The 25,745-nt window shown below is 69.9% G+C and carries 27 protein-coding genes; 11 read left to right on the top strand and 16 right to left on the bottom strand.

The features are described 5' to 3' along the window. Nucleotides 1-32: 32 nt before the first annotated feature. The 4 genes from ACXYX3_RS19125 to mshB all read right to left on the bottom strand — a co-directional run bounded on the left by ACXYX3_RS19125 (nt 33) and on the right by mshB (nt 5,214). Nucleotides 33-944: a fumarylacetoacetate hydrolase family protein gene (locus ACXYX3_RS19125; protein WP_241206925.1), complete on the bottom strand. Its 912-nt coding sequence runs from the start codon at nt 942-944 to the stop codon at nt 33-35. 153 nt (nt 945-1,097) lie between these two features. After that, entirely contained in the window at nt 1,098-3,677 is a 2,580-nt protein-coding gene (locus ACXYX3_RS19130; protein WP_458608626.1) for a bifunctional FO biosynthesis protein CofGH, read from the bottom strand. An 84-nt stretch (nt 3,678-3,761) separates the two neighbouring features. Further along, nucleotides 3,762-4,142, bottom strand: a complete 381-nt coding sequence (locus ACXYX3_RS19135) for a hypothetical protein (protein ID WP_241206923.1) — start codon at nt 4,140-4,142, stop codon at nt 3,762-3,764. Between the two features lie 217 nt (nt 4,143-4,359). After that, complete coding sequence (gene mshB, locus ACXYX3_RS19140; protein ID WP_241206922.1) at nt 4,360-5,214, bottom strand: N-acetyl-1-D-myo-inositol-2-amino-2-deoxy-alpha-D-glucopyranoside deacetylase; 855 nt, start codon at nt 5,212-5,214, stop codon at nt 4,360-4,362. 61 nt (nt 5,215-5,275) lie between these two features. Between mshB and ACXYX3_RS19145 the strand changes: the two genes are divergently transcribed. Then, nucleotides 5,276-6,490 (top strand): chloride channel protein, encoded by a 1,215-nt coding sequence (locus tag ACXYX3_RS19145; RefSeq protein WP_241207001.1) that lies wholly within the window; start codon nt 5,276-5,278, stop codon nt 6,488-6,490. A gap of 11 nt (nt 6,491-6,501) precedes the next feature. Here ACXYX3_RS19145 and ACXYX3_RS19150 read toward each other — a convergent pair whose 3' ends face one another. Together ACXYX3_RS19150 and typA are read right to left on the bottom strand one after the other, a co-directional pair. Further along, nucleotides 6,502-8,376: an ABC transporter family substrate-binding protein gene (locus ACXYX3_RS19150; RefSeq protein WP_241207000.1), complete on the bottom strand. Its 1,875-nt coding sequence runs from the start codon at nt 8,374-8,376 to the stop codon at nt 6,502-6,504. Between the two features lie 69 nt (nt 8,377-8,445). Further along, entirely contained in the window at nt 8,446-10,365 is a 1,920-nt protein-coding gene (gene typA, locus ACXYX3_RS19155) for a translational GTPase TypA (RefSeq protein ID WP_458608627.1), read from the bottom strand. Between the two features lie 56 nt (nt 10,366-10,421). Between typA and ACXYX3_RS19160 the strand changes: the two genes are divergently transcribed. Beyond that, entirely contained in the window at nt 10,422-10,586 is a 165-nt protein-coding gene (locus tag ACXYX3_RS19160; RefSeq protein WP_458608628.1) for a hypothetical protein, read from the top strand. Nucleotides 10,587-10,647: 61 nt separating this feature from the next. Beyond that, complete coding sequence (locus tag ACXYX3_RS19165; protein ID WP_241206919.1) at nt 10,648-10,914, top strand: PhlB family protein; 267 nt, start codon at nt 10,648-10,650, stop codon at nt 10,912-10,914. Here the strand turns inward: ACXYX3_RS19165 and ACXYX3_RS19170 are convergent. From ACXYX3_RS19170 to ACXYX3_RS19190, 5 genes are read right to left on the bottom strand one after another with little or no spacing between them, the layout of a single operon-like run. Further along, nucleotides 10,911-11,780, bottom strand: a complete 870-nt coding sequence (locus tag ACXYX3_RS19170; RefSeq protein ID WP_458608629.1) for a polysaccharide deacetylase family protein — start codon at nt 11,778-11,780, stop codon at nt 10,911-10,913. The genes ACXYX3_RS19165 and ACXYX3_RS19170 overlap by 4 nt on opposite strands. 1 nt (nt 11,781) lies before the next feature. Then, a complete protein-coding gene (gene speB, locus ACXYX3_RS19175) occupies nt 11,782-12,750 on the bottom strand; it encodes an agmatinase (RefSeq protein ID WP_241206917.1) in 969 nt (322 codons plus the stop codon). Between the two features lie 14 nt (nt 12,751-12,764). Further along, nucleotides 12,765-13,529: an SDR family NAD(P)-dependent oxidoreductase gene (locus tag ACXYX3_RS19180; RefSeq protein WP_458608630.1), complete on the bottom strand. Its 765-nt coding sequence runs from the start codon at nt 13,527-13,529 to the stop codon at nt 12,765-12,767. Beyond that, nucleotides 13,526-14,221 (bottom strand): SDR family NAD(P)-dependent oxidoreductase, encoded by a 696-nt coding sequence (locus tag ACXYX3_RS19185; RefSeq protein WP_458608631.1) that lies wholly within the window; start codon nt 14,219-14,221, stop codon nt 13,526-13,528. Before ACXYX3_RS19185 ends, ACXYX3_RS19180 begins: the two co-directional genes overlap by 4 nt. Further along, nucleotides 14,218-15,696 carry an APC family permease gene (locus ACXYX3_RS19190; protein ID WP_458608632.1) on the bottom strand — a complete coding sequence of 493 codons (1,479 nt, stop codon included), beginning with the start codon at nt 15,694-15,696 and terminating at the stop codon, nt 14,218-14,220. The genes ACXYX3_RS19185 and ACXYX3_RS19190 overlap by 4 nt, the downstream gene beginning before the upstream one ends. Nucleotides 15,697-15,864: 168 nt before the next feature. On the opposite strand from ACXYX3_RS19190, the gene ACXYX3_RS19195 reads away from it, so the two are divergent. Next, nucleotides 15,865-17,274 (top strand): PucR family transcriptional regulator, encoded by a 1,410-nt coding sequence (locus tag ACXYX3_RS19195; RefSeq protein WP_458608633.1) that lies wholly within the window; start codon nt 15,865-15,867, stop codon nt 17,272-17,274. A gap of 9 nt (nt 17,275-17,283) precedes the next feature. Here the strand turns inward: ACXYX3_RS19195 and ACXYX3_RS19200 are convergent, their stop codons facing one another. Further along, nucleotides 17,284-18,327 carry an aldo/keto reductase gene (locus ACXYX3_RS19200; protein WP_458608634.1) on the bottom strand — a complete coding sequence of 348 codons (1,044 nt, stop codon included), beginning with the start codon at nt 18,325-18,327 and terminating at the stop codon, nt 17,284-17,286. Nucleotides 18,328-18,415: 88 nt separating this feature from the next. Between ACXYX3_RS19200 and ACXYX3_RS19205 the strand changes: the two genes are divergently transcribed. After that, the gene (locus tag ACXYX3_RS19205) at nt 18,416-19,024 is read left to right on the top strand and encodes a TetR/AcrR family transcriptional regulator (RefSeq protein ID WP_458608635.1); all 609 of its coding nucleotides are present in this window, start codon (nt 18,416-18,418) and stop codon (nt 19,022-19,024) included. Here ACXYX3_RS19205 and ACXYX3_RS19210 read toward each other — a convergent pair. Continuing rightward, entirely contained in the window at nt 18,996-19,418 is a 423-nt protein-coding gene (locus ACXYX3_RS19210; RefSeq protein ID WP_458608636.1) for a (deoxy)nucleoside triphosphate pyrophosphohydrolase, read from the bottom strand. The two genes, ACXYX3_RS19205 and ACXYX3_RS19210, sit on opposite strands and share 29 nt — an antisense overlap. A gap of 27 nt (nt 19,419-19,445) precedes the next feature. On the opposite strand from ACXYX3_RS19210, the gene ACXYX3_RS19215 reads away from it, so the two are divergent. Further along, nucleotides 19,446-19,727 carry a 4a-hydroxytetrahydrobiopterin dehydratase gene (locus ACXYX3_RS19215; protein ID WP_241206909.1) on the top strand — a complete coding sequence of 94 codons (282 nt, stop codon included), beginning with the start codon at nt 19,446-19,448 and terminating at the stop codon, nt 19,725-19,727. Here the strand turns inward: ACXYX3_RS19215 and ACXYX3_RS19220 are convergent. Then, nucleotides 19,675-20,910, bottom strand: coding sequence for a mannosyltransferase (locus ACXYX3_RS19220; protein ID WP_458612146.1), 1,236 nt, complete (start codon nt 20,908-20,910; stop codon nt 19,675-19,677). The two genes, ACXYX3_RS19215 and ACXYX3_RS19220, sit on opposite strands and share 53 nt — an antisense overlap. Nucleotides 20,911-21,067: 157 nt before the next feature. Between ACXYX3_RS19220 and ACXYX3_RS19225 the strand changes: the two genes are divergently transcribed. Together ACXYX3_RS19225 and ACXYX3_RS19230 are read left to right on the top strand one after the other, a co-directional pair. Then, a complete protein-coding gene (locus tag ACXYX3_RS19225; RefSeq protein WP_241206908.1) occupies nt 21,068-21,697 on the top strand; it encodes a hypothetical protein in 630 nt (209 codons plus the stop codon). Between the two features lie 42 nt (nt 21,698-21,739). Then, the gene (locus ACXYX3_RS19230) at nt 21,740-22,738 is read left to right on the top strand and encodes an Rv1157c family protein (RefSeq protein ID WP_458608637.1); all 999 of its coding nucleotides are present in this window, start codon (nt 21,740-21,742) and stop codon (nt 22,736-22,738) included. 82 nt (nt 22,739-22,820) lie between these two features. Here ACXYX3_RS19230 and ACXYX3_RS19235 read toward each other — a convergent pair whose 3' ends face one another. Next, complete coding sequence (locus tag ACXYX3_RS19235) at nt 22,821-22,967, bottom strand: DUF1059 domain-containing protein (RefSeq protein WP_241207105.1); 147 nt, start codon at nt 22,965-22,967, stop codon at nt 22,821-22,823. A 103-nt stretch (nt 22,968-23,070) separates the two neighbouring features. On the opposite strand from ACXYX3_RS19235, the gene ACXYX3_RS19240 reads away from it, so the two are divergent. Beyond that, nucleotides 23,071-23,466, top strand: a complete 396-nt coding sequence (locus ACXYX3_RS19240) for a recombinase family protein (protein ID WP_458608638.1) — start codon at nt 23,071-23,073, stop codon at nt 23,464-23,466. Between the two features lie 46 nt (nt 23,467-23,512). On the opposite strand, the gene ACXYX3_RS19245 is transcribed toward ACXYX3_RS19240, so the two are convergent. Continuing rightward, the gene (locus ACXYX3_RS19245) at nt 23,513-24,109 is read right to left on the bottom strand and encodes an HhH-GPD-type base excision DNA repair protein (protein WP_458608639.1); all 597 of its coding nucleotides are present in this window, start codon (nt 24,107-24,109) and stop codon (nt 23,513-23,515) included. A gap of 85 nt (nt 24,110-24,194) precedes the next feature. On the opposite strand from ACXYX3_RS19245, the gene ACXYX3_RS19250 reads away from it, so the two are divergent. Then, a complete protein-coding gene (locus ACXYX3_RS19250) occupies nt 24,195-25,406 on the top strand; it encodes an alcohol dehydrogenase catalytic domain-containing protein (protein WP_458608640.1) in 1,212 nt (403 codons plus the stop codon). A 55-nt stretch (nt 25,407-25,461) separates the two neighbouring features. After that, nucleotides 25,462-25,656, top strand: a complete 195-nt coding sequence (locus tag ACXYX3_RS19255) for a DUF2795 domain-containing protein (protein ID WP_458608641.1) — start codon at nt 25,462-25,464, stop codon at nt 25,654-25,656. Nucleotides 25,657-25,745 lie beyond the last annotated feature (89 nt).

The following is a 25,745-nucleotide window of genomic DNA, read 5'->3' on the forward strand; positions in this document are numbered from 1 at the left end:
GAAAATCCGAAAACCGTGGTCATCGAGAGTCGTCAGGTGGTCACGATCGGATGGCTTATCTCACCGATCTGGTCGATGCTCAACGTCAGCTGGTCACCGGGTCGCAACCAGTGGCCCATCTCCATGCCGGAACCACCTGGCAAGGTTCCCATGGCGAACAGCTCTCCGGGAAACAGTCTTTCGTCCCGAGATGCGTGGGCGAGCATCTCGCCGAGCGTCCATTGCATCCCCCTGCTGAACACTGTCCCCACGGTCGCGCCGTTGATGGTCACCGATCCGGTCAGATCGCCGATGTGAGGCAGGATCTCATCGGCACTCACCGCGAGCACCGACATCGACGAGGTGAAGTGCTTGGCCTTCTGCGGGCCCAGTCCGGTCGCCATCTCCCCCCGCTGTACGTCGCGGGCGCTGAAATCGTTGACGACCACGAACGCGCCGATGGCCTCGACCGCTTCGGCAGGGTCGGCATTGAACAGCGGTGCGCGCAGGACGAACCCGACTTCCAACTCGAAATCCAATGCACGCGAATAGGACGGAACATCGATCGGTGTGCCGCTGGGCACGAACGTCAGATGATTGGACATGTAGTAGATCGGCTGACGGTAGAACAGCGGCTTGGGCTTGAACGCGGGGAACGGGCGGCGCGTCAGTCTCTCCACCATCCCGGCGGCGCGCGATTGGCCCGGATGGAAACGCCGCACCAGACCGCGCGCTGCATCGATGGCGTGCCGCTCGTAGAGCATGAAGTCGCGAAACGACGCGGGCTGGACGGGCAGCAGGTGGCCCGAGAGCCGGTGGTGGTGACGGGCCATCGAGAGTTCCCACTCGCGGTCGAAAACCCGGCCACCGAGCGCATCGCTGTCAGGCGCGGCCTGCCAGCTGCCGTCGGCAGCGAGCGTTTGCACCGCGATGTGTCCGTCGACCAGAGCCCGTCGCAGCTTCACAGTGAAGGTGATACCAGCTCGGGCTGTGACGCGCGGGAGGACGTGCGCGGTCCCCACGATCGAGCGCGCGCACAGTGCCCGCCTGTCGCGGCGTGTCGACGTGCAGACGCTCCCCCGCAAGCGGGAGGTGCCCCCAGCGCTCGCGGAGAAGAGCTAGGCCGCCAGCGGGGTGTAGTCCGTCGAGCGTTGCCGGGCGGGACGCCCGATGCCGGCGGCGATCGCGACGAGTTCGGCGACGGTCTTGGCGCTGCCGTTCTCCGAGCCCGCCATCCGCGAGATCGTTTCCTCCATCAGCGTGCCGCCGAGGTCGTTGGCCCCGCCGCTGAGCATCACCTGGGTGCGCTCGACCCCGAGCTTCACCCACGAGGTCTGGATGTTGGAGATCCTGCCGTGCAACATGATCCGCGCCAACGCGTGCACCGCCCGATTGTCCCGGTGCGTGGGACCCGGCCGCGAGCCGCCCGCCAGATACAGCGGCGAGGACTGGTGCACGAACGGCAGCGGCACGAACTCGGTGAAACCGCCGGTGCGGTCCTGGATCTCGCGCAGCACGTTGAGATGCCCCACCCAGTGCCGTGGCTGCTCGACGTGGCCGTACATCATCGTCGAGGACGACCGCAGCCCGACCTCGTGGGCGGTGGTGATGACCTCGATCCACATCGGGGTCGGCAGCTTGCCCTTGGTCAGCACCCAGCGCACCTCGTCGTCGAGGATCTCGGCCGCCGTGCCCGGGATCGTGTCGAGGCCGGCCTCGCGCAGCGCGGTCAGCCAGTCCCGAATCGAGGTGCCCGCCCGCGTCACGCCGTTGGCGATCTCCATCGGTGAGAACGCGTGCACATGCATCGACGGCACCCGCGCCTTGACCGCCCGGACCAGGTCGGCATATCCGGTGACCGGCAGCTCGGGGTCGATGCCACCCTGCATGCACACCTCGGTCGCGCCCGCCACATGCGCTTCCCACGCCCGGTCGGCCACCTCGGCCGTCGACAGCGAGAACGCATCGGCATCGCCCTTGCGCTGGGCGAACGCGCAGAACCGGCAGCCGGTGTAGCAGATGTTGGTGAAGTTGATGTTCCGGTTCACGACGAACGTGACGTCGTCACCGACGACGTCACGGCGCAGCGCGTCGGCGAATGCGGTGACCGCCTCCAGAGCCGGGCCGTCGGCCGTGGCCAGCGCCAGGTACTCGTCGTCCGAGCAGCCCGCCGGGTCCGCCTCGGCCGAGCGCAGCGCGGCCAGCACATCGGTGTCGATGCGTTCGGGCGCGCGGGCGGCCAACTCCGACACCTTGGCGCGGATCGCGTCCCAGTCGCCGAACGCCGACCCCAGATCGCTGCGGGTCTCGGTGCGACGGCCCTCGCTGTCGATGGCAGCGTGCAGGTCGACCCGGCCCAGTGATTCGGCGGCTTCGTCGGGCTCCTGCCAGGGCCGCCCGACCGGGTTCACGTCGCGTGCGTAGCCCGTGTCGGGGTCGGCCAGCGCGGCGACATGCCCGCCCACGCGTGGATCGATCCACGCCGCACCGGCGGTGACGTACTGCGGCTGCGCGGTCAACCGCTGCACCAGGTCGTAGCCGGCGTCGGCGGTGACCGCGGCCAACTCGTCGAGTGCAGGCCAGGGCCGTTCGGGGTTCACGTGATCGGGGGTCAGCGGGGAGACACCACCCCAGTCGTCGACCCCGGCCCCGATCAACGACAGGCACTCGGCCCGCGACACCAGATTCGGTGGCGCCTGGATGCGCATCTTCGGACCCATCACCAGACGCGTCACCGCGATCGTGGCCAGGAAGTCGTCGATCCCCGCATCCGGCGTCGCCGCCATCGCGGTGTGGTCCTTGGCGCGGAAGTTCTGCACGATCACTTCCTGCACGTGCCCGAACTCCCGGTGTGAGCGGCGGATCGCGTGGATCGTCTCCGCCCGCTCGGTCAGCGTCTCCCCGATGCCGACCAGCAGCCCGGTGGTGAACGGGATCGACAACCGGCCCGCATCGTCGAGCGTGCGCAACCGCACCGCCGGGTCCTTGTCGGGGCTGCCGTAGTGGGCCAGCCCCTTCGTCTCGAACAACCGTCGCGACGTCGTCTCGAGCATCATCCCCATCGACGGCGCCACCGGCTTGAGCCGGGAGAGCTCCGACCAGCTCATCACCCCGGGATTGAGGTGGGGCAGCAGGCCGGTCTCCTCCAGCACCCGGATGGCCATGGCCCGCACGTAGTCCAGGGTCGAGTCGTAACCGCGTTCGTCGAGCCACTGCCGCGCCTCGTCCCAGCGCGCCTCCGGCCGATCCCCCAGCGTGAAAAGGGCTTCCTTGCATCCCATCTCGGCACCCTGGCGGGCCACCTCGAGGATCTCGTCGGGCTCCATGAACATGCCCTTGCCCTGCGCGCGCAGCCGGCCCGGCACCGTGACGAACGTGCAGTAATGGCAGGTGTCACGGCACAGGTGCGTCACGGGGATGAACACCTTGCGCGAGTACGACACCGGCAGCCGGCCCTGCGCGCCCCGCCTGCCCGCGGCCTCCAGGCCGGCGTGGCGCACCCGCGCCGCGCTGGCACACAGGTCGGCGAGATCGTCGCCACGGGCCGTCATCGCGACCGCGGCTTCCTCCACGTTCAGCGCCACTCCGTCGCGCGCGCGTCGCAACACTCGTCGCATCGCCGCCGCCGAGGGCGGTACGGACGCAGGGGGCAGGCTGGGAGTGGGCAGATCGGTGCCGCGCTGGGAATTCAGAGCCACTTCCCCATAACCCCGGCGTCGACGCGGATCATCCGCGCGTCTCACATTCTGAAACAACAGCGCCTGGCATACCGGCCACAGTAGTCAACGGCGGTTCGGGACGGGGCGCGCCCCGCTGCGTTCCGCCGCCGCCCGTCGCCGGGTCAGCAGCCAGCCCGCGGGCAGCGCGCCGACGGCGATGAGCAGGATCGACGCGTACTCCATCAGCCCGACTCCGCCGAAGACGATGTCGTCGCCCGGACCACCGAAAGTGCACAGCAGCACGGTCGCGAGCCACGCCCACAGCGGCGCGGCCGCCAGCCGTGTCGACGTTGTCCACTGCAGGGCGACCCACACCAGCGCCACGTTGATCGCCCCACTGACGACGGCACTGATCGGGACGGGCACACCGCCTAGCCGCAGCGGAAGGAAGAAGACGGCCATCAACGCCGAGAGCACGCCGTCGAACGACAGGACGGCGAGCACGAAAAAGCGCAGCCGGTCGGAGGCCGGCGGTGCGGGAGAACTCAGGTCGGGATGCTGTCGAGCACGGAAACCAGGGAGCCCACGACCCACTGGAAGTTGTCGAGGCGATCCTGCCAGTGCTGCAGGTTGGGATCGAGATCCGGATCCATGGGCTTCCCTTCCGCGCGTCGGGCAGACCAGGGCAGCGTACCCCGTCCGGCCCCACCTCACCCTCGGCTCACCCGAGGCTCAACCCGGCGAGCAGATCCGTCTCCCATCCCCGCTCATCGCGCTCCCCCGCCTCACCGGAGACCAGCACGTAGTGTTCCACCGCCGGCACCGGCAGGGCGATGTCGTTGGACAGCGCCATCGCCGCCCCGTCCGGGGCCACCTGCACCTGGGTCGCGTGCGCGCGCAACGCGGCAACCTTGGCGGGCAGGTGGGCACTGATGTCGAGGGCGGCGTCGATCGTGTCGTCGGCGAATCCGATGAGCGGCAGCTCCTCGGGCTCGAGGGTGATCCAGTGCGCCGGGAGCCCCGAGAGCCCGGCGAGGCCGTCGCGAAGTGCGTTCTGCGACATGACGTTCCAGTAGAACTTCGGCACCTGCCACTGTGCTGCGGCGACGCCGGCCGTCGCGATGCGATGGGCATGGATGTGGTCGGGGTGGCCGTAACCGCCCTGCGGGTCGTAGGTGACGACGACGTGCGGGCGAAGGTCGTCGATCACCGCCGCGAGTGCGGCGGTCTGCTCGTCGAGGTCACCGTCGACGAACCGTTGCCGGTGCCGGGCGGGCGTGCCCGCCATCCCGGAATCCCGCCACCGGCCGGCGCCGCCGAGATAGCGGGGCCGGTCGACCCCGAGCGCGGCGAGCGCGGCGGTCAGTTCGCCGATCCGGTAACCACCCAGCTGATCGGCCGCGTCGACGGCCAGCTGCGCCCACTGCTCCCCGATCACCTCACCCTCCTCGCCCAGCGTGCACGTCAGCACCTGCACCTGCGCGCCGCGGGCGCAGTAGTGCGCGATCGTGCCGCCGGTGGTGAGGGTCTCGTCGTCGGGGTGGGCGTGGACGAACAGCAGGCGCGGCGTCTCCATGCGCCCAGCTTGCCCGCTTGCCTGCCGCTCATCGACTCCAGGTGTGGCTTACATTCGCCTGGTGTCCCGCCGCAGGTTGGAGTTCGGCTGCGCGATCGTCGTGATCGGTCTTCTCGCCGGCGTCGCCGGGGCCGCGACGACGCTGCTGCTGCACGCCGTCGAGCACCTCACCTACCGCTACAGCTTCGGCACGCTGCTCACCGGTGTCGAGGACAGCGGCCCCTGGCGCCGCGCGCTCGGTCCGATGGTCGGCGGTGCGCTGGCCGGGGCCGGCTGGTGGCTGCTGCGGCGCCGCGGTTCCGTGCCCACGCTGTCCGCGGTTCTGGCCGGCGAGCAACCAGTGCGGCGGCTCGCGCTCACCGGTGACGCCGCCCTGCAGGTGCTGCTCGTCGGATCGGGTGCCTCGCTGGGTCGCGAAGGCGCACCCCGCCAACTCGCCGTGGCATGGGGCGATCTCGGCACGTCGCGGTGGGCACTCACCGCCGCCGACCGTCGCATCCTGCTCGCCTGCGCGGCCGGCGCCGGCCTGGGCGCGGTGTACAGCGTGCCGCTGGGCGGTGCGCTGTTCGCGACGCGAATCCTGTTGGGCACCTGGCACCCTCGCGCGCTGGGCACGGCGCTGATCACCTCCAGCCTGGCGGTCGCCGTCGCAGCCCCGGTGACGCACCTGGAGCATCCGCTGACCTGGCCTGCCGCCGACCTCTCGCCGCTGTTCGCCGTGCTCGCCGTGGCATTGGCACCGCTCGCGCTCGTCGTCGGAGTGGCGTTCACCCGCATCACCGCCTCCCGACCGGTGGCGGCGTCCCCGGCCCTCATCCCGGCGATCGCCGCTGCGGGGCTGCTCACGGGGGTGTGCTCGATCTGGCTGCCGGAGCTGCCCGGCAACGGTCGCAGCGTGCTCGAGGTCAGCGTCGGCAGCGGTCTCACCCTCGGCGCCGCGGCGGCGATCTTGGTGCTCAAACCTCTTCTGTCGGCCGCGTTTCTGCGCGCCGGGGCCGTCGGCGGTCTGCTGACCCCCGCTTTGGCGACGGGTGCGGCGGCCGGTTCGGTGGTGGCGCTGGGCCTCGACGCGGTGACCGGTGTCGCTCTCGACGTGCCCGCGGTGTCGCTGACGTGTGCGGCCGGGGTACTGGCGATCACTCAACGCTCGCCGCTGTTCGCCGCACTGTTCGTGTGGGAGCTGGCGCGCCCGCCGGTGTGGCTGCTCGCCGTGTTCGCGTTGGCGGCGTTCACCGCCTACGGCCTGTCGCGGTTGCGCCGCACGACTGCCTCCTAGCGACCTCCCGGCTACTGGGGCAGCTTGACCCACCGGCCGGCGTCGCCGACGATCCCGACCGGCACAGCACCGGTCAGGCTGACGCCGCCGACGCTGGGGCCGGCGGCGACGATCGTCGTGTCCTGCAGGATCGGCAGCACGGTGGCCATGTCCCACAGGCGCGGCTCGACGTCGTCGATCACGTCGCCCACGTCGGCGGTGCCCTGCAGCGCGGCATCGATCCGGGGCTGGATCGCCCGATCGCAGATGCCGGTGATGTTGCTCGGCGCCTGCACGAGCTCGCCGGTCTCCGGCGCGGGTACGGGCGTGGACGTCGCGATGGTCGCCGGCGGCGCGGGCCGGGAGGTGGCCGTCGTCGTGGTCCTGGGCGACGGCGCGGGGGCGGTCGTGGTCGGCGTGGGCGTAGCGGGTGTGGTCGGGGTGCTCGGCGCCGTGGTCGGGATGGCCGTCGCCTCCAGGGCCGGACATCCGAACCGCGACGCCAGTGCGGTCGCGAGATCGCCCCCGGCCTGGTGCCAACCGACGACGGCGTCGACCGTGTTGTCCGTCAGCGCCTCTCCGTAGAGCGTGACCGGGTCGAGTGCCGACACCGACGCCGCGATGCCGACGCTGCGCAGCTGGTCTGCGGCGGTGTTGGCGACCGCGACCGACGTCGGGTCGTTGGCCGCCACGCCCAACACCAAGGTGAGCGGCTCACCGTCCTTGACCAACTGGCCACGGTCGTTCTCCGGTGTCACGGACGGCGACGGGCGGGGGGTGGGCGTCGGAGTGGAGGTGGGGGTCGGGGCCTCGATCTGGTACCCGGCCGCTTCGAGAAGGTCCATCGCCTCGTCCCGCGTCATCGCCGGCGGAGCCGTGGGCGTGTAGCCCGGGTCCGACGGCGAACGGACCTGCGCCTGCGCCAGTGTCACGGTGTTGTCGTCACCGGCTCCGACGGCGGCCAGCAGGTCGACGTCGAGCAGGCCGAGGACGGCCTTGCGCACCTGGGCGTCGCTGAGGGCGGGCCGTTGCGCCCGCAGCGTCAGCTGCATCACCCGCGGCGTGACGATGCGGGCGGTTCGCACGTCGGGGATCGCCGAGAGTTGTGCGAACACCGCGGACCCGCCGTGCACCTGCGCCACCTGGGTGTCGCCGTTGCGGATCGAATCCGCCAGCGCGGCCGGCGCCCCACCCCGGCGGAACAGGATGAGGTCCGGGACGGCCGGTGTGCCCCAGTAGCGGTCGTTGCGCGCCAGCAGGATCTCGTCGCGCTGCGGGTCGATGCTCTCCACGCGGAACTGCCCACCCGTCACCGGCAACGCCTGTGCGAGCCCCGCCGAGAACCCGCCCGGCACGTCCTTGACGATGTGCGCGGGCAGCAGGTTGTGGAACAGCTCGCGCCACGCCGGATAGGGCTGGGAGAACGTGACCACCGCGGTCTTGCCGCCTTCGACCGACTGCACCCCGGTGATGAGGTCGTAGCCCGCCGGATCGACGGTGCCCGGCTCGCTGACCATCTGCCGCCACAGGTACCAGAAGTCGTCGGCGCCGATCGGCGCGTTGTCCGTCCACTGCGCCTCGGGGCGGATCTTGTAGGTGACGGTGAACGGGTCCTGGCTCGTCACCTCGGCGGACTCCAACAGCGTCGGATCCATTTCCCAGCGGGATCCGGTCGGGGTGCGGGAGTCGGGGATCGGCCGGAACGCGCTCGGCAGCACCAGCGAGCTGATCGCCGCGTTGACCGGGGACTGGTCGGAGACCAGGTGGGCGTTGAAGCCGGGACCGATCGAATCGATCGCCATGATGATCTGCGTCGCCTTCGTCGGCGGCGGGGCCGTGGCCTTCGTGGTGTCGGTGCTCTGCGGCGCCGGCGGCGGGCTCACCGTGCACCCCGAGGCGGCCACCATCACCGCGACCGCGCAGCAGAGAACTCGGCGGGCGGTCGGCACGCTGTACAGGGTAGCGACGGGCGTCCCCTAGACCCCGGCCTGCTGGTTGGCCTGCTGCTTGGCCCGCGCCTTGGCACGCGCCCGCAGCGAGCCGGTCAGCTCCACCTTGCGCACCCGCACGATCTCCGGGGTCACCTCCACGCACTCGTCCTCGGCGCAGAACTCCATCGCCTTCTCCAGATCGAGCTCCAGCGGGCGGGCCAGCGTCTCCATCACGTCGGCCGTCGACGACCGCATGTTGGTGAGCTTCTTCTCCCTGGTGATGTTGATGTCGAGGTCTTCGGCGCGCGGGTTGATGCCGACGACCTGACCCTCGTAGGTCTCCTGGCCGGGCTCGACGAAGAACTGCCCGCGGTCGGCGAGCTGGATCATCGCGAACGGGGTGATCTGGCCGGACCGGTCGGACACCAGCGAACCGGTGTGGCGGGCGCGGATCTCCCCGGCCCAGGGCCGGTAGCCGTCGAAGACGGCGTTGGCGATGCCGGTACCGCGGGTCAGCGTCAGGAAGTCGGTGCGGAACCCGATCAGGCCGCGGCTGGGCACGATGAAATCCATCCGCACCCATCCGGCGGCGTGGTTGGTCATCTCCTCCATGCGGCCCTTGCGGGCGGCCATCAGCTGGGTGATCGCACCGACGAACTCCTCGGGGCAGTCGATCGTCATGGCCTCGAACGGCTCGTGCAGCTTGCCGTCCACCATGCGGGTGACCACCTGCGGCTTGCCGACGGTCAGCTCGAAGCCCTCCCGGCGCATCTGCTCGACCAGCACGGCGAGCGCGAGCTCACCACGGCCCTGGACCTCCCAGGCGTCGGGGCGGCCGATGTCGACGACCTTGATGGAGACGTTGCCGACGAGCTCGGAGTCCAGCCGGTTCTTGACCATGCGCGCGGTCAGCTTGTGCCCCGACACCTTGCCCGCGATCGGCGAGGTGTTGGTGCCGATCGTCACCGAGATGGCGGGCTCGTCGACGCTGATGCGGGGCAGTGCGTGCGCGTGGTCGGGGTCGGCGAGCGTGTCGCCGATCATGATCTCCGGGATACCGGCGACGGCGACGATGTCGCCGGCGACGGCCTCGTCGGTCGCGGTGCGCTCGACGCCGACGGTGACCAACAGCTCGGTGATCTTGGCGGTCGTGATCACCGGGTGGCCGTCGACCTCGCGCATCCACGCGACCTGCTGACCCTTCTTGATCCGGCCCTTGTAGATGCGGATCAGCGCGAGCCGGCCCAGGAACGCCGACGCGTCGAGGTTGGTGACGAGTGCCTGCAGCGGTGCTTCCGGGTCGCCCTGCGGCGGCGGGATGTGCTCGAGCAGCACGTCGAACAGCGGGTCGAGGTTCTCGCCGTCGGGGTTCTCGCCGTTGGCGGGAGCGGTGGTGCTGGCGATGCCGGCGCGACCCGAGGCGTACAGCGTCGGCAGGTCGAGCGCTTTCTCGGCGGCGGCCTGGGCGTCCTCGTCGAGATCCGAGGCGACGTCGAGCAGCAGGTCGTGGCTCTCCTCGACGACCTCGGCGATGCGGGCGTCGGGCCGGTCGGTCTTGTTGACCACCAGGATGACGGGCAGATGCGCGGCAAGGGCCTTGCGCAACACGAACCGGGTCTGCGGCAGCGGACCCTCGGATGCGTCGACGAGCAGCACCACGCCGTCGACCATCGACAAGCCGCGTTCCACCTCGCCACCGAAGTCGGCGTGGCCGGGGGTGTCGATCACGTTGATGACGGTCATCGAGCCGTCCGGGTGATGCCGGTGCACCGCGGTGTTCTTGGCCAGGATGGTGATGCCCTTTTCCTTCTCCAGGTCACCGGAGTCCATCAGCCGTTCGATCGCGTCGTCGCCGCGGTGGGTCAGCGCCCCGGATTGACGCAGCATCGCGTCGACCAGGGTGGTCTTGCCGTGGTCGACGTGGGCCACAATGGCGACGTTGCGGAAGTCGGGGCGTGCAGTCACGTCGCTGATTGTCGCAGTGTGGTGCACCGATCGCGAAAACGAGAGATACCCGTCACGTGGCCAGCAAGCTGACCGACCTCACCCCGAAGAAGAAATGTTGCCGCAGCAAGCCGCGCTGCAAGAAATGTCCTGTGGTGCTGCACAAGGTGCACAGAGCCGAGCGCACCGGGCTGCGCGGCAAGGAGCTCGAGAAGGTCTACAAGCGGGCCAGAAAGGCCTGATCGCGGGCGGTCGACGGGCGTACCGTGGAGGTACCCGTCACTTTCGTGGAGGTTGGCCATCATGACGGTTTTCGAGGTGCTCACCGTGGCCCTGATCATCGCGCTGGCGACACTGACCGCGCTGGCGATCTATCTGGGTCTGATGAACTGGATCGGCGCGCTGTACCTGGTGCGGTGCTCGGCCTGTCACCATCTGGCGTTCAGTTCACGGCGAGATCCGCGGGTGTCGTGCCCGCACTGCGAACATCCCACGCTGCTGCACCCGATCTACGCGGCACGCCACCGTGACGCCCCGGTGCGCGTGCTCGACGACCGGCTGCGGTTCTAGCGCGGCACGTCTGGCGGGGTGATGCCGCGCGGCGTCAGCCCCAGCGATCGCACGTGCGTCGCGATCTCACCCAGGCTGGTGGTCCACACCTCTGCATGCCCGGCGACGTAGCCGATGAGGTGGTCGAGTTCTTCTGCGCGCGAGGGTCTTCCGCTGAGGAAGGGGTGGTTGGTCAGCACCCAGCACCCCCCGACCCGGCGCATGGCGTCGAACTCGAGCTGCCACAACTCCCGTGCCTTGCGGGGTGATTCGATGAGTCCGCTGCCGGACACGTCGGGCAGATAGCAGTACTGCTCCCAGTCGTCGAGCGCCCACTGGATCGGAATCTCGACCAGATGCCCGTCGTCCCCCACCGCGAGTTCGTAGGGCTGGTCGGCGTCCATCAGGCTGGAGTCATAGAGGAAGCCACGTTCGACGAGCAGGGCCGGGGTGCGCCACGACAGGTCCCACATCGGCGCCCGGTACCCCACCGGCCTGACCCCTGCCACGTCGGCCAGCGCGGCCAATCCGCGGTCCAGCGCGTCGATCTCGCCCTCGAGCGAGAGCCGGGTGGGCTGCTCGTGCAGATAGCCGTGGTGGGCGATCTCGTGACCGGCGGCGACGATCGCGCGGACCGCGTCCGGATAACGGTCGGCGGTGTGACCGGGCACGAAGAAGGTCGACGCGATCTGGTGGCGCTCCAGCAGCGACAGGATTCGTGGCAGACCCACGAGCGGACCGTAGGCCTGGTGGCTCATCACACTCATCCGCGCACCCACCGACTGCCAGTCACCGGAGGGCTCCCACAGCACCGCGGATTCGGCATCGACGTCGAAGGTGAACACCGCCGCCGCGAGTTTGCCGCTCGGCCAGGCGAATTCGCTCATGTCACCGGCCCGCCATCAGGGTGATCAGTTCGTAGGCGAGGTTGGCCGCCGCGACAGCGGTCACCTCGGCATGATCGTAGGCCGGCGCGACCTCGACGACGTCGGCCCCCACGATCGGCAGCTCTCGCATCGCTCGCAGAACGGCGACCAGCTCCCTGCTCGTCATTCCGCCGATCTCCGGAGTGCCGGTGCCCGGCGCGAACGCGGGATCGAGGACGTCGATGTCGATCGACACGTACACCGGATGGTCGCCCACCCGCTCCAGGATCCGTTCGATCGTGCCGTCGACGCCGATGCGGTCGATGTCGCGGCAGTGCACGACGGTGAAGCCGAGCTCGGCGTCGTCCAGCAGATCGGCACGATCGTAGAGCGATCCGCGAATACCGACGTGTGCCGATCGGTCTTTGACCAGCAGACCCTGCTCGGCGGCCCGACGGAACGGTGTGCCGTGGGTGCACGGCGCCCCGAAGTAGGTGTCCCAGGTGTCGAGGTGGGCGTCGAAGTGCACGAGCGCGAGCGGTCCGTGCACCGCATGCAGGGCCTGCAATGACGGCAGGGCGATCGTGTGGTCCCCGCCCAGGAGCACCACTCTCTGGCCGTCCTCGACGAGCAGATCGGTCACGCCGGCGCGGATCTGGTCGACTGCGGCGGAGATGTCGAACGGGTTGGCGGCGATGTCGCCGGCGTCGACCACCTGGGCGGCGGTGAACGGAGCGACGTCGAGCGCCGGGTGGTAGGGCTTGAGCAACCGCGACGCCTGCCGAATCGCGGCGGGGCCGAACCGCGCCCCGGGGCGGTAGGTGACCCCGCTGTCGAACGGCACGCCTGCCACCGCGATGTCGTAGCGCTCCACCTCGTGGCGCTGCGGCAGCCGTGCGAACGTGCCCAGGCCCGCGTAGCGGGGCACCTGCTGGGCGTCGACCTGTCCGAGCGTGCCGTTGGCAGTGCGCACATGAGATCCCTGTGCCATGAGATGTTCTCCTTTCACACCCGTGACCGTGTCGACCCGCCGTTGCAGGACAACACCTGGCCGACCACGGCGGACACCTCGAAGTCGGCGAGCAGTTCCACCGCCGCCGCGATCTCATCCGGATCCCCGATGCGGCCCAACGGGATTGCGCCGGCATAACGGGCGTGCACGGTAGCCAGGTCCACCCCCGCGGCGGCGGCGTCGACCTGCAGTTGCGGAGTGTCGGTGACACCGGGCGCCACCCCGTTGACGATGATCCCCTCCGGGGCCAGTTCTCGGCCGAGGGTCTTCACCAGCGAGATCAGGCCCGCCTTGGACGCCGCGTACGCCGTCGCCTCGGGCCAGCCCGTGACACCCCACTCGCTGGTGATCACGACGATGCGCCCCTCTCCCCGGCGACGCATGTGCGGCAGCACCGCTTGGATCAGGAAGAAGGTGCCGCCGAGATTGGTGTCGACGACGTTCCACCAGTCGGCGCCATCGTGGTCGAGCAGCGGTGCCATCGTCATGTAGGCGTGGTTGGCGACGAGCACGTCCAGTCGGCCGCACTTGTCAGCGACGGCGTCGGCGATACGCACACATTCGGCCGGATCGGAGACATCGCCGGGTACTGCGAATCCGCGGATGCTGCGGGCCAATTCGATCAGCTCGGCAGTCTCGTGCAGATCGTTGACGGCCACGGTGGCGCCGGCGGCCGCCAGTCGGCGGGCATGCGCGACCCCCATGCCCTGGCCGGCTCCGGTGATGAGCGCGACGCGCCCGGTCAGAGAGGTCGTCATATCACCGCTCCCGAGTTGACGTTGACCACGTCGCCGACGCTGAATCCCGCGTCGCACACCAGATACTCCACACATCGGGCGACCTCGGCTGGCAACGCCAGCCTGCGCAGCGGCAGCGTGGCAAGGTAATCGGCTGCGCGCCAGGGGGAATCGGCGGCCAGCAGAGGTGTGTCGGTGGGTCCGGGTGCGACGGCGTTGACCCGCACCCCGGTGGGCGCGACCTCGGCGGCGAGGCTGCGCATCGCGCCCAGCAGGGCGCCCTTGGCCGCGGCGTAATGCGCGTCGTGCTCACCTCCCCCGACCGCGAGTTCACTCGCGATGGCCACCAGCGAGCCCTGATTCGCCTCCAGGTCGGGCAGGCACGCCCGCGCGAGGTTGACGAAGCCGCCCAGGTGCACCCGCAGCATGCGGCGCCATGCCGTCGCGGTGATCTCCTCGACCGGCGCCATCGCGTAGTGCCCCGCGACGCTGACGGCTGCGGCCACCGGTCCCAGCCGTGCCCGTACCCCGTCGATGGCCGCCGCGAGTGCCGCGCCGTCGGACACATCGGCACGCACCGCGAGGTCGACACCTGCGGCATCGACGAGGTCGACGCCGGCGACGGCGAACCCGCGTGCCCGCAGGGCGGAGACGACCGCTGCGCCGATGCCGCTTGCCGCCCCGGTGACGACCGCCGTTCGACGGTCACTCACTGCGGGCGCCCCGCCTCGTCGGCGCGCTCGTCGAGGGATTCCGCCTCCTCGATGACGCTGACGGCGACGATGCGGGATCGCACCGCGGCGAAGATCGCGGCACCCAAGAGCGCCAGCGCCAGCACGCCGATCCACACCGACCAGTCGAGGTAGCGCTGTTCGTAGACCGCGCGGGGCCAGGAGATGTTGAGCATCTGCAGCACCGCCCACACCACGGCGACGGCCGCCACGGGGAGCGCCAGCCGGCCGAGGGAGAAGGACGGCGCAGTCCAGGTGCGGCGGACGAGGACGACCAGGAACCCGATGAGCGGGAACAGGAACGCGAGATAGAAGCCGCCGGTGGTGAAGTTGACCATCAGGGAGTAGATGTCTCCGGCAACGATCGACAACCCGAACAGTGCGCCGCCGACGACGGTGGTCACGGCGATGGCGGCCACGGGCATCCGGTTGACCCCGCCGAGACGGGCCAGTGTCCTCGCTGCCGGCAGCGCACCGTCGCGGGCATAGGCCCAGATGACGCGCGACGCTGCGGTCTGCAACGCCAGGAAGCTGGCCAGGAAGCCCACCACGAACAGCACCTCCACCGGTTTCGCGATACCGGCGCCCAGCGCAGTGGTCAGGGTGTCGTACACCGGGTCGGCGACCGAGCCGGCCGTGACGGCAGCCATGTCGGGGATCGCCAGGATGATCGCCAGACTCGAGTACGCGACGACGAGCGCGATGAACGTCAGTGAGAAGAGCACCGCCTTGGGCAGGTCGCGGCGTGGCTCGTGCACCTCTTCGGCGATCGCGCCCGCGCTCTCGAATCCGACGAACGAGAAGCCGATGAACGCGACCGCGATCAGGAACGGCCCGGACAGGTAGGACCCGATGTCGACGCCGCTGCCGCCACCGTCGAACAGCACCGACAGCGAATTGTTGCGATGGAAGACCAGCAGCCACGTACCCAGCCCGATCGAGCCGAGCACCTCGGCGACGATGCTCGCGGTCATGAACACCTTGAGCGCACCACGGCCGATCAGGTTGATCACCGTGCCGCACAACAGGATCACCACCGCGATGCCCGCCCGCAGGCCGCCCGACGGCGCCTCGACACCGGCGATGTTCGCGATGAACCCGGCCGCTCCCAACGCGACCGTCGCCATCGCGATCACCAGCGTCCACATGTAGAACCAGCCGGCGAACCAGCCGTAGCCGGTCCCCATCAGCCGTCGCGACCACTGGTAGATCGAGCCTTCCAGCGGCCATCGGGACACCAGCGTCGCGAACACGAACGCCACGAGCAGCTGTCCGCCGAACACCAGCAGGAAGCCCCACCAGAAGCTGGGGCCCGCAGCGCTCAGCGCCAGCCCGAAGATGCCGTAGAGGGCCACGATCGGAGAGATGAACGCGAACGCGAAGGCGAACGCCGACCAGAGCGAGAACTCGCGCCGCAGCGCGTACGGCGAGTCGACGCTGTCAACCGAAGACGTCATGATTGCTCCCATCCGGTTCCGGGTTGGATGAACTATGGGTCCGCGTTGTCGTGATCACCACCCATCGGACCGAAAACGCTGCGATCGCACCCACCGCGGGGTGTCGCGTTGGACGATCGCACAACGGACGGCGGGCCACGATGTGTCGGCGGCGTTACGCTCAGGGCCATGACCGACCCGCGGGCCCCGGGCGCGGTGGCGCCGACGGTGCGCGACCTGCTGGCCGGTTCCCCGCTGGGCCTGATCGAGCCGCCGGGCGCCCCGCAGGATCTGGACCGCGAGATCAGCTGGGTGCACACGACCGAGATCCCAGATCCGGCCCGCTATCTCCAGGGCGGGGAACTCGTGTGCACCGTCGGTCTGTCGCTGCACACCCGGCAGGATTGCGACGTTTTCGCCGACGCGCTGGCCCGCTCCCGCGCAGCGGGGGTGTGCTTCGGCACCGGTGACGGGCACGACGTCGTGCCGGCCGAGCTGCTGGCCAGGTGCCGAGCGCACGGTCTGCCCGTGCTCATCGCTCCGCGGGACGTCCCTTTCGAGAGCATCAGCCGCTTCGTCGCCGACTATCGACTCGGCACCGAACTCGTCACCGCCCGTGCGACCGCTGCCCTGGTGCCCGAGATGATGGCGGCGCTGCGCAGGCGCGATCCGGTCCGCCTGCTGCTCGACAGGGCGGGCGAATTGCTGGGCTGCTACTTCATCCTCGACGAGGCGCAGAGCCGCCCGCCGATCGACGACGAGCACACCGAGGCCACCGTCACCATCCCCGGCCTGGGTGCGCTCGTGTGGATCGGTCGCGGCACGCCGCCCGACCCGTCGTTGCTCGAGACGATCGGCCGCTTCGTCGCGGCCGCGCAGAACGAGCGCGACATCGAGGCCGCGCTCGCCCGGGAGCGCGTCGGCCAGCTGCTCTCCCTCGTCGAACGCCGGATGCTGCTACCCGATGCGTTGAGTCAACTCCTGCGCTGGCCCAGCGCGCCGTCGGCGACGGTGCGGGTGTCCGCATGGCCCGGCGGAGCCGGCGCCCTGCTGTCCCTGGCGTTTCCCGAGGCCCTGGTCGGCGATGCCTCGGACGTGTGCCTGGTGCTGCACGACGCCGCGCGCGCCGACACGACCGCCGACACGCTCTCCTTGCCCTCCGGCCATTCGGCGGACGTGCCGATCACCGAACTGGGGCCGGCGATCACCCAGTCGCGGATCGCGTTGAGCCTGGCCCATCAGCACGGCGGCAGCATCGGACCCGATCAGCTCAGCACGCTGACCAGCCTGATCGAGCAGCTACCGGTGGCGCAACTGACGCCGTTCGTGACCCAGCTGATCGAGCCGCTGGATCGGCTCGACCGTGAGCGCGGCACCCAGCACGTGCGGACCTTGCGTACCTTCTTGGCGGCCAACGGTTCCCCGTCCGACACCGCGCGCGAGCTGTTCCTGCACACCAACACCGTGCGCCACCGGTTGACGCGGATTCGCGAGATCACCGGCCGCGACCCGCTGCACTTCGACGATCAGACCGCGTTCGCGATCGGGCTGCGCGCCTTCGACCGCGCCACGGGCGGGGTCATCCGCGCGCCGGGATAGGACAGCGCGTCAACAGGCCATCGGGAACAGCGGGGGGTTGATGCGGGCGAAGCCCTCCTGGCGGTGGTACGGAAAGTGGGGATAGGGCTGCTCGCGGTTGCTGACCGCGTCGAGCCGCGCAATGTGGTCGTGGTCCAGCGCCCATCCGACGGCACCGAGGTTCTCCTCGAGCTGTCGCGCATCCCGCGCGCCCACGATGACCGATGCGACGGTCGGACGGCGCAGCAACCAGTTCAGCGCGACCTGGGGAATGGTCTTGCCGATCTCGCCGGCGATGGTGTCGAGTTCGTCGATGACGGCGTGGAGCAGGTCGTCGTCGACCGGCGGTCCGGCATCCGCTGTCGCGTGCAGACGGCTGCGCGTCGGCATCGGCGCGTTGCGACGAATGCGGCCGGTCAGGCGCCCCCAGCCCAGAGGACTCCACACGATCGCGCCGACTCCCTGATCGACGCCCAGCGGCATCAGCTCCCATTCGTAGTCACGCCCGATCAGCGAGTAGTAGACCTGGTGGGCGACATACCGTGGCTTGTGCGCGACATCCGCCGCCGACAGCCCCTTCATCAGTTGCCAGCCCGCGAAATTCGAGACCCCGCTGTAGCGGATCTTTCCCTGCCCGGTCAGCACATCGAGGGTGTCGACGACCTCCTCGACGGGGGTCCGCGCGTCGTACCCGTGCAATTGGAACAGGTCGATGCGGTCGGTGCCCAACCGACGCAACGCCTGCTCGACGGCGGTGATCAGACGTGTCCTGGACGTCCCGGCATCACTCGGTCCGTCCCCTGTCGGGAGCGCGGCCTTGGTCGATATCAGTACGTCGTCGCGTCGGCCCGCCAACGCCTGACCCAACACCTCCTCGGACCGGCCGGCCGAGTACACGTCGGCGGTGTCGAACAACGTGATACCGGCCTCGCGACAGAGGTCGACCAGTCGGCGGGCCTCGTCCACACCCGTGTCGCCCCACGCGCTGAAGTACTCGCCGCCTCCGAAAGTTGCTGCACCGAAGGCCAATTCGGAGACGACGAGGCCCGAGTTTCCCACTCGACGATACTCCATGCTTCTCCTTAACGGGAATTTTGTCTCGATAAGGAACCGTACCAGTTCACGACCCTTAACGCGACATTCGTCGCGTTAAGATGGCTGGATGGCATCCTCGCGACCCGGCGGCAGAACGGCGCAGGTGCGCGCAGCCGTCCTCGAGGCGACAGCCGACCTCCTCGTGGCCGGCGGCCTGGAGGGTGTGGACCTGACCGAAGTGGCCCGACGGTCGGGCGTCAGCAAATCGACGGTGTACCGGCGCTGGGGCACGGTCTCAGCGCTGGTGACCGACGTGCTCTCGGACATGGCCGACACATCCTCGCCGCGCCCGGCCACCGGCAGCGTGTCCGGCGATCTGTCCGCCATCGCACGGCTGATCCAACGCACCCTGGCCGATCCCCGGCAGGGGCGCCTGTTCGCGGCCATCATCGCCGCGGCGACGTGCAACCGCGACACCGCAGCCGCTCTGGCGCGGTTCTACCGGACCCGCACCGACGTGTTCGCCCCCGTGATCACCGAAGCGATCGGCAGAGGGGAGGCCCCCGAGGGCACCGACCCCGGCGACGTGATCAGGCACCTGTCGGCGCCCCTCTACTACCGCATGCTGACGGGCAACGGAGCACCCGACGTCGACGACGCCGACCGCACGACCCGAGCCACGCTCGCAGCCCTCGCCGAAGGCGTGTTCATCCGCGATGCCCATCGCCATGATTAGTGACGCCCGGCCGCAGTAGGGCCGCCAAGTCCGGCAGCCACGCGCGATCGGCAGGCACCCAGTCCAAGGCGTCGAGCTCCCCGGCGCCAACCCAGCGCAGCGCCCGGTGATCGTGCGGATGCAGCACCCCGCCGGTGCGGGTCACCAGGTACGCCCGTAGCGTCGCCGCCTCACCCAGCGCGACGTCGCCTCCGAGGCGGGCACCAACGGTCACCTCGATACCCAACTCCTCCAACAACTCTCGCCGCAAGGCCCCGGCATCGTTCTCGTCTGTGCCCACCTTCCCGCCGGGCAGCTCCCAGCGTCCGGCCAGTTCGGGTGGGCGAGCCCGCTGCGCGACGAGCAGCGTCCCCTGCTCGATCAGCGCTCCGGCGACGACAACCAGGGTGGGCACGGGCGGACACGGTATACCGTCGAGGGCATGGCCGTGTTATCAGACGACGATGTCGATGCTGCCCTGCCCGAACTCGACGGCTGGGAGCGCGCCGACGGCGCCCTACGCCGCAGCGTGACGTTCCCGGCGTTCCTCGACGGCATCGAGGCCGTCCGCCGGGTGGCCGAGCGCGCGGAGGCCGCCGACCATCATCCGGATATCGACATCCGTTGGCGCACGGTCACTTTCGCGCTCGTGACCCACTCCGAGGGCGGTATCACCGACAAGGACGTGGCGATGGCGCGCGAGATCGACGGCCTCCTCGGCTAACGATCCAGCCCAGCGTCGCCAACGTGGCGACGATGTAGATCAGACCTGCCCATGCCAGATACCAGGGCCGGGAGATCTCCCAGATGGTCGGCTGAGCGAAGCTGAGCAGCCACGGCACGCCGATCAGCGTCAGCGCGAGCCACCCCCACCCGAGGATCCGGGCGCCCAAGTGCGCGCGCAGGGGGCCGTGTAGCAGCCAGATCATCAGCGGGATCAGCCACACCCAATGGTGGGTCCACGAGATCGGCGACAGCAGTAGTCCGAACAACGACACGATGACGATGGCGCCGAGCCGGTCGTTCGCACCGCCGATGGCGCGCCAGGCCAGCACCGCCAGCACAGCCGTCACTGCGATGCCGGCGAGCACGGCGGGGCCGTAGCCGGCGTCGTGTCCCAGGATGCGCGAGACGCCGCCGCGCCAGGACTGGTTGAACGACGTGCCGACCGGGCCGACGCGCCTCGCGTCGCCGAGCAGGTCGGTGAAGTAGAACCGGGCCTGCTCGCCGATCACGAGCATCGACAGCCCGATCGTCGCGAAGAACACCGCAGCGGAAAAGGCCACCGTCGCCCAGCGGCGGGCACCGGCGAAGTAGAGGCCCGAAACCGCCGGGGTCAGCTTGATCCCCGCCGCCAGCCCCACCAGCAGCCCGGACAACCACCACCGGCGGCTTCTCACCGCGAGCAGGATGGCCAGCACGAGCACGACGTTGACCTGGCCGTAGTCGAACGTGCTGCGCAGGGGTTCGGTCCAGATGCCGACCGCGGTCCACAGCATGGCGACACGCCGGTCTCCGGCGGTCTCGGTGTCGATCTCGCTGTCGGTCAGCAGACCCTGGCTGATCCGCACGACGCCATAGAGCGCCGCCACGATCCCGATCGTCCACAGAAACGCCACGATGCCGAACGGCAGCAGGTGCAGCGGATAGAACACCACCGCCGCGAACGGCGGATAGGTGAACGGCAGCGGGAAGTCCGGGGTCTGGTCGGCGTAGACGTAGTCGTAGAGGGTGCCGGGCCGGTCCAGCGCGGACGCACCACCGACGTAGACGTGCAGATCGACGAAGTTCGCGCCGTTGGGCAGCAGGTAGGTCCACGCCAGCCGGGCGCCGATGCTCAGGATCAGGAGCGCAGGGGCCGCAGCGGACAGCCGGGCTGCCCACCGTGAGCCCGCGGCCGTCTCGATGGTGTCGATGGCTGCGACTTTAGCGACGAGGGTGCCCGGTCACCGTCTGCCTTCACGTCCGTAACGGTTGAATAAATGCCACTCATGTCACTTGAGTAACTCTAGTAACAGGCTAGCTTCGGGTTCAGGCGTGCCACTACACCGATTGGGAGACCTCATGCACCGCACCCGGAAACTGTTCGCCACCACGATGATTGCTGCGGCAGGAGCGGTGACGGCTGCTGTCGCCCTCAGCGCGGGAGCCGCCGCTCAACCCGCGCCGGCCCCGGCGCCTGCCCCGGCACCCGCCGTGCCCGGACTGCCGTTCCTGCAGCAACTCGCCGCCAACCCGGCGGCCGCGACGCAGCTCATGCAGGGCTTCGCCAACCTGATGGGCGGCGCCCCCGCCGCCGCCAGCGCGACGACGAGTGCCGCCACCGCCCCGCTGGCCCCCGCCCCGGGAGCCACCGCGTCGCTGACACTGCCTCCGAGCGTGAACGCGCTACCCGGCGCCGTCGCCGCGCTGCCGGAGACGCTGCCCGCGGCCATGCCGACGGTGACCGCCACCCCGGGCACCATCCCGGCCGGCAACACCACCACGGTCCCGCCGGTCAACACGCCGGCCGCCGCATCCCCGCTGTCGGGGCTGACCGATGTGCTCGGCGCACCCGGCAGCCTGGCGTCGCTGCTGCCCGGCGGGTCCCCGCTGGCCGGCCTGCTGCCCACCGGCGGCGCTGCCACCACACCGGCTGCCCCCGCGGCACCGGCCGCTCCTGTCGCGGCACCGCTGCTCTCGGCCCTGCCCTGACGCCGCTCGCCCGTTAACCGCCCATCCGACACGAGGGGAACCATGTCAACGATCAGGACGATGCTCACCACCGCCTTGGCGGTGAGTTCATCGACCGCGTTGCTGGCGGTCGGCGTGACCGGCGTCGCTCACGCCGACCCGGCGGCGCCGCTGCCGATCGACGGGCTCACGGCGCCGGGCCTGCCCGCGGTGCAGAGCCTCGGGCCGGTGATCCAGCAGGCCGCCGCGGACCCGTCGAACGCGGCGTCGATGTTGATGGCCGCAGCGGCGGTCTTCGCCGGCGACGCCGCGGCGCCGGCGCCGTCGCGTGACGTGGCATCGGCGGTCAACCAGTTCGTGCAACCCGTCGCGCACGTCCCGGCGGCGGGAGCCGTGCCCGGCGCCGAGGCCCATCTGCCGGCGGGCGTCAACCCCGAGTTCGTCGTGGGCCCGGCTCCGGACACCGCACCCGAGGTGGCACACATGGTGACGCCGCAGGCGGCACTGCCCGGGCCTGCACCCGACGCCGTGCCCGCGCCGGCACCCGATCCGGCGGCCCCGCCCGCGCCCGCGCCGGCACCGGCGCCCGCGCCGGGTCCCGCCGCCACACCCGTCGCGGCGACCAACCCGGGCGGCGGCGCGTTCGGCCCGAACACCCCTGTGACGCAGGACTTCCTGTATCCGTCGATCAGCAACGGCTGCCTCGCCGATGGCGGCAACGTGTTGGCGACCGCCATCTCGGTGGCGGGCCCGGCAGCGATCCCGCTGCCCGGACCCGGGCCCGGCCAGACCGCCTACGTGTTCACCGCCGTCGGTACGCCCGGGCCTGCAGCCGAGCAGAAGCTGCCGCTGAACGCCACGTGGGTGAACCTCACCACGGGCAAGTCGGGCAGCGTCACGCTGAAACCCCGGCCCGACATGAACCCCCAGGGGCCGACGACGCTGACGGCCATCGCCGACACCGGTTCCGGCAGCATCATGTCGACGATCTTCGGCCAGGTCACCACGACCGAGAAGCAGTGCCAGTTCATGCCGACGATCGGCTCGACCGTCGTCCCCTGACCTGGCTCCTCCAACCGCGAAGGTGCATCCTCGGTAGCGGCAACCACGCCGCGACTACCGTGGGTGCACCTTCGCGGCTTTGTCAGTAGGCCATGAACAGGATGGCGTCGCGGTCGTAGTCGCGGCCGGGGTGCACCTCGGACAGATGGGCCTTGGCCTTCTCGACCAGATCGTCCTCGTCCTTGCCCTGGATCGCCTCGCCGCACGGGCAGCTCAAGTGAGTCTTCATGACATCACAATGGCACACGCGGACACCTACGAGGAGATGCGTTCGGCGCGCTCCGACGGCGTGCCCCTCACCGGGGACGGCGCGCCCGTGAGACCGTGACGAGGTGACGGTGACGCTGGGGTACGCGACGGCGAGCGCGCCGTCGGGGGACCTCACGACCCAACTCGCCGACCTGGCCGCCTCGGGCGTCGACTCACGACGCATCTTCACCGATCGGGCAGTGGGCTCCGCGGACAAGATGCGGCTCGGGCTGCTCGCGCTGCTCAGCTATGCCCGCCCAGGAGACGTCGTCGTGGTCGCGGGCCTCGACCGGCTGGGCCGTTCGGCGGCCGAGGTGGCGCACATCGTGGCGGATCTGACCCGCCGCGCCATCACGCTCCGCTGCCTGTCCAACGGCTTGGACACCGCGAGCGCGACGGGGCGCGCGGTGGCCGAGGCGCTCACCGAGCTGGCGGCGTTGGACACCGTCCTCGACGCCGAGACCGCCCACAGATCGTGATTCGGGGCTTTGCCTCGATCTCCCCGCAGTCTCGGCGCGCGCAGGGTCAGGCCTTGGCCGCCTTGGACGTCTTGGCCTCCTTGCTCCTGGCCTTCATTTCCTTTCTGTACGAGCGCACCTTCGCCAGCGTGCCGGCGTCTCTCACGTCGGCCACCGACATGTGCGCGCCGGCCTTGCCGTAGTCACCCGCCGCGGCGCGCCATCCCGAGGGCGTCACGCCGTACTGCTTGCCGAGCAGCGCGAGGAAGATCTTCGCCTTCTGCTCGCCGAAGCCGGGCAACGCCTTGAGCCGGCGCAGCACCGTCGCACCGTCGGCGCCGTCGGACCACAGCGCCGTGACATCACCGCCGTACTCGTCGACGACGACCTGCGCGAGCGCCTGCACCCGTGTGGCCATGGACCCCGGAAACCGGTGTACCGCAGGGGTTTGCGCGCACAGCTCGGCGAACTGCTCGGGGTCGTAGTCGGCGATCGTCGCGGCGTCGAAACCACCGACGCGGTCGGCGATCTTCTTCGGACCGGCGAACGCGACCTCCATCGGTATCTGCTGATCGAGCAGCATGCCCACCAGCAGCGCCAGCGGATTCCCATCGAGCAGGGCGTCGGCGTCTGCGTCCTGCGCCAGGCACAACGTCGTGGTCATGGCAGCAGCTTAAAACGGCAGGCCTTCGTTTGACCGCTCAGGCCTCGGGTAGCAGCCGCGGACACACGAGATTCAAAGGGAGATCATGAAAGCTGTTGTATGGCACGACGTCGGCAAGATCGCGATCGACGACGTCGCCGAACCCAAGATCGAACAACCCACCGACGCCGTCATCCGCATCACCGCGACGGCCATCTGCGGCACCGACCTGCATCTGGTGCGCGGCACGATGCCCGGCATGCAACCGGGCACCGTCCTCGGCCACGAAGCAGTCGGAGTGGTCGAGGAGGTCGGTGACGCGGTCCGGGGGTTCTCCCCCGGCGAGCGGGTGGTGGTGTGCTCGACGGTGGCGTGCGGAACCTGTTCGTACTGCCGCGCGGGCTACTTCTCCCAGTGCGACAACGCAAACCCGAACGGTCCCGCCGCGGGCACCAGCTTCTTCGGCGGACCGCAAGCGACCGGTCCGGTCGACGGGTTGCAGGCCGAGCGGGCCCGTATCCCCTACGCGATGACGACTTTGGTCAAGGTGCCCGATGCGGTCACCGACGACCAGGCCATCATGGTGTCCGACGTGCTGCCGACCGGGTGGTTCGGCGCGCGACTCGCCCAGGTCGGTGAGGGTGACACCGTCGTGGTGTTCGGTGCGGGCGTGGTCGGGCAGTGCGCGATCGCCTCGGCCAAACGACAGGGTGCGGCGCGGGTGCTGGTGGTCGACGGCATCGCCGAGCGTCTGGACATCGCGCGGCGCCAGAACGCCGAGCCGATCGATTTCAACGCCGAGGATCCGATCGCGGCCATCCAGGAGCTGACCGGGGGAATCGGAGCCGATCGTGTGATCGACGCGGTCGGCGTCGATGCGCAGCGCCCCAAGGAAGGCCCGGCGGCCGAGAACCTGCCGGTCGACGAGGAGACTTTCGAGCAGGAGCGCAAAGCTGCTGCGCCGCAGGGCAATACGGACTCCGGGCAGTGGCTGGCAGGAGATGCGCCGAGCCTGGTGGGGCGGTGGGCGGTGAAAGCGGCCGCAAAGGCCGGCAGCGTGGGCGTGATCGGCGTCTACCCGCCCACGTTCTCGGCCTTCCCGCTCGGCGAGGTGATGAACCGGAACCTGACGGTTCAGGCCGGGAACTGCCCGCATCGCCGCTTCATCCCGAAGCTGCTGGCCATGGTCGGCTCGGGAGCGCTGGATCCCACCGAGTTCATCACGCAGCTCAGCGACCCGATGTCGATGGTCGATGCCTACGAGAGGTTCGACCTGCGCCAGCAGGGCTGGCTCAAGACCGTGGTGCCGATCAGCTGAGCGCACGACGTGTGGGCGGCCGCACGTCGGGTAGATGGCCGCCATGGCATATCAAGTGACTGAAGTACAGAAGTGTCTCAAGGGATTCGACTACCCCGGATCGCCCGAACAGCTCGCCGAGCACGCCAAGAGCAACGGCGCAGACGACGACCTCGTGCAAACCCTGAGCGGGTTGTCCAAGGACAGCTTCGACGGGCCCAACGCGGTGATGGAGGCGTTGGGCTCGCAGAACGCGCTCGGCAACGGCTGACCGGCCGCGGCTCGGCCTCCCCACGGTGGTCGAGCCGCGTCCTACCATGAACAACTGAACATCTCGGTGGGCCCATCAGCACGCGAGGA

This window comes from Mycobacterium sp. Panama NTM2 (assembly GCF_054355555.1).

What these genes read in the sequence shown, in the direction of transcription:
- mshB (WP_241206922.1), bottom strand. Translation starts at nt 5,214, where the DNA reads ATGGAGACGCCGCGCCTGCTGTTCGTCCACGCCCACCCCGACGACGAG.
- ACXYX3_RS19150 (WP_241207000.1), bottom strand. Translation starts at nt 8,376, where the DNA reads ATGGTGGCCGCCTCGGGGTGCACGGTGAGCCCGCCGCCGGCGCCGCAG.
- ACXYX3_RS19165 (WP_241206919.1), top strand. Translation starts at nt 10,648, where the DNA reads ATGACGGTTTTCGAGGTGCTCACCGTGGCCCTGATCATCGCGCTGGCG.
- ACXYX3_RS19170 (WP_458608629.1), bottom strand. Translation starts at nt 11,780, where the DNA reads ATGAGCGAATTCGCCTGGCCGAGCGGCAAACTCGCGGCGGCGGTGTTC.
- speB (WP_241206917.1), bottom strand. Translation starts at nt 12,750, where the DNA reads ATGGCACAGGGATCTCATGTGCGCACTGCCAACGGCACGCTCGGACAG.
- ACXYX3_RS19180 (WP_458608630.1), bottom strand. Translation starts at nt 13,529, where the DNA reads ATGACGACCTCTCTGACCGGGCGCGTCGCGCTCATCACCGGAGCCGGC.
- ACXYX3_RS19190 (WP_458608632.1), bottom strand. Translation starts at nt 15,696, where the DNA reads ATGACGTCTTCGGTTGACAGCGTCGACTCGCCGTACGCGCTGCGGCGC.
- ACXYX3_RS19195 (WP_458608633.1), top strand. Translation starts at nt 15,865, where the DNA reads ATGACCGACCCGCGGGCCCCGGGCGCGGTGGCGCCGACGGTGCGCGAC.
- ACXYX3_RS19200 (WP_458608634.1), bottom strand. Translation starts at nt 18,327, where the DNA reads ATGGAGTATCGTCGAGTGGGAAACTCGGGCCTCGTCGTCTCCGAATTG.
- ACXYX3_RS19205 (WP_458608635.1), top strand. Translation starts at nt 18,416, where the DNA reads ATGGCATCCTCGCGACCCGGCGGCAGAACGGCGCAGGTGCGCGCAGCC.
- ACXYX3_RS19215 (WP_241206909.1), top strand. Translation starts at nt 19,446, where the DNA reads ATGGCCGTGTTATCAGACGACGATGTCGATGCTGCCCTGCCCGAACTC.
- ACXYX3_RS19225 (WP_241206908.1), top strand. Translation starts at nt 21,068, where the DNA reads ATGCACCGCACCCGGAAACTGTTCGCCACCACGATGATTGCTGCGGCA.
- ACXYX3_RS19230 (WP_458608637.1), top strand. Translation starts at nt 21,740, where the DNA reads ATGTCAACGATCAGGACGATGCTCACCACCGCCTTGGCGGTGAGTTCA.
- ACXYX3_RS19235 (WP_241207105.1), bottom strand. Translation starts at nt 22,967, where the DNA reads ATGAAGACTCACTTGAGCTGCCCGTGCGGCGAGGCGATCCAGGGCAAG.
- ACXYX3_RS19245 (WP_458608639.1), bottom strand. Translation starts at nt 24,109, where the DNA reads ATGACCACGACGTTGTGCCTGGCGCAGGACGCAGACGCCGACGCCCTG.
- ACXYX3_RS19250 (WP_458608640.1), top strand. Translation starts at nt 24,195, where the DNA reads ATGAAAGCTGTTGTATGGCACGACGTCGGCAAGATCGCGATCGACGAC.